Source organism: Coleofasciculus sp. (assembly GCF_046539235.1).
Classification (GTDB): Bacteria; Cyanobacteriota; Cyanobacteriia; order Cyanobacteriales; family Coleofasciculaceae; genus Coleofasciculus.
Map to the genome: position 1 here is coordinate 1 of NZ_JBKHHI010000496.1, position 4,461 is coordinate 4,461.

The following is a 4,461-nucleotide window of genomic DNA, read 5'->3' on the forward strand; positions in this document are numbered from 1 at the left end:
GCCTAAAAGGAGAAAACACGACACCCGCAAGGGTAAACGTCGTGTGCCTGGGAACTTGGGAAGACAGCTAGAGCTGTTCTCTCAGGATATGTGGAATGTGAGTTCGCTCCAATCCCCCTTTTTCTAAAAGGGGGAGTGTCAAGTCCTAATCAGGAATCCCTCTTAGGAATTATCTGTACCTGGCTTGTCCTTACGTTGAACTGGTTTGGATAAGGGTTCTGAACGCTTGGGTGAGGTTCTTTTTCCTGTTGTCGAAGGATCTTCGCCCGAACCACGACGGGGAAAACTCCTTTTCGGTCTTGACCCTTTGCGTGGACGAAACTTATTCGATCGCCTTTTGGGTGCATGAACGATACCAATATCATTGCCTTCCTCAATCATCAGGGTATTGGTATGCAGTTTGACGTGCAAATCCCAAAAGTGATTAATCACCTTTTCCCCCAGCAATCCCTTGAGCTGAAGCTTGAAAAATTTGGTTTTCTCTGATTCTCTGCGGGGAGACTGCTTGATTTTGACAATAACGTCTTCATTCTCCCGCGACTGGTAAATGACTTGACCCCGAATTGAAAAATAACCTTCTGGTAATTGCTCTGTTGGTTCAGGTTGAGAATGAGCTGGAGACGTTTGTGGCTCAGGGGTTGACTCTTCCGGTGGCGAGTCGGTTGATTCTGAAGCTGTCGTTTGATCGTGATTGAGTGTTTCCGGTTCCCAAACACCGACAATTTGGACGTGCAAATTTCCGTCTTGTTGTCTGGTGCGAGGATAAACGACCCAAAGATGGGATAGAGCTAAATCGAGATGGTTTTTCACCAAACTCATCACCCGACCTAGTAAGACGGCATCAATTAAGGTACCGTCATCTGCCAGTAGAGTACCCCTTGTCAATTGCTCTTGAGAGGGCATATATTTTCCCCGAATCAGCCCGATTGCTCGGTACTGCATGGGTTCACTGGGCGGAGGAATGGGTTGTTGTCGTTGGACATCTGATGGCATTGTCCTGGTTGAATCCGTTGTAGTAGATGAGTTAGTCACGTTTTGAGAATTGCCATTGGGTGGGGCTGAGTGTGGCGGTTGCACACTGGATGCTTCTGGCAGATTTTCACCAGAAGACTGGGGTGAGTCGGTAGACCGATTCACAGAAGGACTCATATAACCTCCTAGCGACGGAGACACATTCCCTTGTGGGAGATTTGGACTGACTGCTTGAATTTTAGTTTGTTCAACATCCTTACTGGGGTGGTGAAATAGCTAGAATGACTCTCCTAGCTATGTTTCCACCGAAAAATTAACAAAGTAAGGAAACTCAGTATCAGTCTGCCCATTTTACAAAATGCAGTCATAAGACTGGTACATCCGCAAAGTTTATGGAATCTTTACTCGCAGCAATCTGCACTCTGTTCAAATTTGGGCGGGAAAATAGGGGAGTAGCGATAAATCTGAGTAATCCGTTACCCAATAGTTAAGAGGACAAGATATGAGTGAATCATCCATCAATTCCTTACTGGAGAACCTAAAAAACCCTGACGAAAACGTCCGCAAACAGGCAACCGAAGAACTCTGGCGTATCTGGTTCTATCAAAAGGGCATCTCCGGAATGGAACGGCTAGGGCGGACACAGATTTTATTAGAACGTGGGGAAACAGCCCAAGCTGAAGTGCTGCTGACCCAGATTATTAGAGAGCAACCTGATTTTGCTGAAGCTTGGAATCGACGAGCCGTTCTTTACTACATACTTAAACAGTATCAAAAGTCAAGGGACGATTGTCAGCAGGTTATCCGACTCAATCCCATTCATTTTGGGGCGCTGCATGGTTTGGGATTGTGTTATATGGCGTTAGCAGATTATCAAGCGGCAATTATCGCCTTTCGCAGGGCGTTGGACATTCAACCCTATTCTTTAATTAATCAAAAGTTTATTCTGGAATGCACGGCGCGGTTGAGTTAGGGGGTATTAGCAGATGGGGAAGATGGGGAAGATGGGGATATGTAGAGACGTAGCATGCTACGTCTCTACAGGGAGGTAAATTTGGTGAACATAAATCAACCTAGTCCCTTACAACCAGGCGATTTGCTCCGGGTAATTGCTCCGAGTGGTACGTTAAGAGAGGTTGACGCATTCCATCAGGGAGTGGAAATTTGGCGTCGCCGAGGTTATCGGGTTGAATTACCAACCAATTGGGATGCTAGGGATGGCTACCTGGCGGGTACAGATAACCAACGACGCCAGCAGTTAGCCGCCGCTTGGTATGACCCAGACTGTCAGGGGATTCTTTGTATTCGAGGTGGCTATGGTAGCGCCCGTCTTCTGGAAGAATGGACGTGGACTTCCCCAGTAATATCGCCCCAGGTTGTAGGGGCGGGTTTGACCGATAACGCTACACCAGAAACCGATAACTTGACTAAACCCGCCCTGCTTGAGGAACAGGGGCGCAGCGGTACACAGGTCAATCAAATTGATCAAAGGAGTCTTGAGCCAAAATCCCCTATTCCCAAATGGCTGATTGGGTTTTCTGATATTACCTGTCTCCTCTGGAGTCTAGCTGGAGTGGGAATTGGCAGTGTTCATGGTCCAGTCTTAACCACGTTAGCCAATGAACCAGAATGGTCGCTGAATCGCTTATTTGACTCTGTAGAAGGACGCCCTCTGTCACCTTTAACCGGGAAGGGTTGGGGCGGGGGTAAGGTTAAGGGGTGGCTTTTGCCAGGGAATCTAACTGTGGCAACTCATGTACTGGGTACGCCGATTCTACCGCCGCTAGATGGGGCAATTCTGGCTTTAGAGGATGTGACTGAAGCGCCTTATCGCATTGACCGCCTGTTGACCCAGTGGCGAATGAGTGGCATGTTACAAAAGGTTAAGGGTATTGCCTTGGGACGGTTTAGCCGCTGCCATCCCCCCCAGAATGTGCCAAGTTGGATGGTTGAAGAGGTGTTACGCGATCGCTTAATTGATCTCGATATTCCCATTGTCTCCGAGTTGCCCTTTGGTCACGATGGTGTCAACGCGGCTTTGCCTGTGGGACGCAAGGTTGAACTGGATGGGGATCAGGGAACCTTATGTTGGAAAACTTCATAAATAATTATCAATCAGGAATGGTAAGCTAACAAGTGCGCTGAAAAATTTATGTAGGGTAGGTCTAGTATGGCTGGGTTAACCCAGGTTCCTTATTTATTACGAGCCGCTCGTGGTGAAAAATTAGAACGTCCGCCTGTGTGGATGATGCGACAGGCGGGTCGATATATGAAAGCCTATCGGGATTTACGCGATAAGTATCCCAGTTTCCGGGAACGCTCGGAAATTCCCGAAATTGCTATTGAAATTTCTCTCCAACCCTGGAAGGTGTTTCGTCCAGATGGGGTGATTCTATTTTCTGATATCCTCACGCCTCTACCCGGAGTCGGTATTCCCTTTGATATTGTTGAAAGCAAGGGTCCGATTATTGATCCGCCGATTCGCTCCCAAGCACAAATTGACGGGCTTCATCCCTTAGAGTTAGAAAAATTAACATTTGTCGGGGAGATATTACAAGCGCTGCGCCAAGAAGTCGGGAACGAAGCCGCTGTCTTAGGCTTTGTCGGTGCGCCTTGGACGTTAGCCGCTTATGCGATTGAGGGGAAAAGTTCCAAGAATTACTCGATTATTAAAGGGATGGCATTTTCCCAACCCGCCATGCTGCATGAGTTTCTGGGGAAAATAGCTGATGCGATCGCGGTTTATGTGCGCTATCAAATTGATAATGGTGCCCAAGTTGTGCAACTGTTCGATTCTTGGGCGGGTCAACTGAGTCCCCAAGATTACGATACCTTTGCCTTACCCTATCAGCAGCGAGTGGTTGAGCAAGTGAAAGCTACGCATCCAGATACGCCGCTGATTTTATATATCAGTGGGAGTGCAGGTATCTTAGAGCGCATGGGTAAATCCGGTGTGGATATTATCAGCGTAGACTGGACGGTGGATATGGCAGAAGCGCGACAGCGGTTAGGCTATAAAATGAACGTTCAGGGGAACATGGACCCAGGGGTACTATTTGGCTCACAGGAGTTTATCCGCGATCGCATTTTGGATACAATTCGTAAAGCTGGGAACCGAGGGCATATTTTTAATTTGGGTCATGGTGTTTTACCGGGAACTCCAGAAGATAATGTCAGGTTCTTCTTTGAAACCGCCAAACAGGTTGATCAATTGTTGACCGTTCATGCGTAAGAGATTGGGGAACAGGGGATTGGGCGAAGCATTGGTAGCGGGTATGTTGACGGAAACCGAGACATCTGGACAGGAATGCGAGAACCCCTACGTTTGTCGGAGATGGCGCATCTGTAGGGGCGGGTTTAGGGACTTTCATGTCGCTATTGACGATAACGTTTATGCAAAACCCGCCCTTTCCAAAGGTAGGGGCGGGTTTGACGACTATCGTTTCTTACCCTTACCCAGATTTAACTAAACCCGCCCCGACTAAGTAT

General features: G+C 47.9%; 4 protein-coding genes. 3 read left to right on the forward strand and 1 reads right to left on the reverse strand.

The window, feature by feature from the left end; translation table 11 throughout:
- Positions 1–162 precede the first annotated feature (162 nt).
- Entirely contained in the window at positions 163–1,149 is a 987-nt protein-coding gene (locus tag ACLFWI_RS27410) for a hypothetical protein (protein ID WP_446415564.1), read from the reverse strand.
- Between the two features lie 325 nt (positions 1,150–1,474).
- Here ACLFWI_RS27410 and ACLFWI_RS27415 point away from each other — a divergent pair, with 325 nt between their 5' ends.
- The 3 genes from ACLFWI_RS27415 to hemE all read left to right on the forward strand — a co-directional run bounded on the left by ACLFWI_RS27415 (position 1,475) and on the right by hemE (position 4,204).
- The gene (locus ACLFWI_RS27415; RefSeq protein ID WP_446415565.1) at positions 1,475–1,945 is read left to right on the forward strand and encodes a tetratricopeptide repeat protein; all 471 of its coding nucleotides are present in this window, start codon (positions 1,475–1,477) and stop codon (positions 1,943–1,945) included.
- A 54-nt stretch (positions 1,946–1,999) separates the two neighbouring features.
- Positions 2,000–3,076 carry a S66 peptidase family protein gene (locus tag ACLFWI_RS27420; RefSeq protein ID WP_446415566.1) on the forward strand — a complete coding sequence of 359 codons (1,077 nt, stop codon included), beginning with the start codon at positions 2,000–2,002 and terminating at the stop codon, positions 3,074–3,076.
- Positions 3,077–3,142: 66 nt separating this feature from the next.
- Positions 3,143–4,204 (forward strand): uroporphyrinogen decarboxylase, encoded by a 1,062-nt coding sequence (gene hemE / locus ACLFWI_RS27425; RefSeq protein ID WP_446415567.1) that lies wholly within the window; start codon positions 3,143–3,145, stop codon positions 4,202–4,204.
- Positions 4,205–4,461 lie beyond the last annotated feature (257 nt).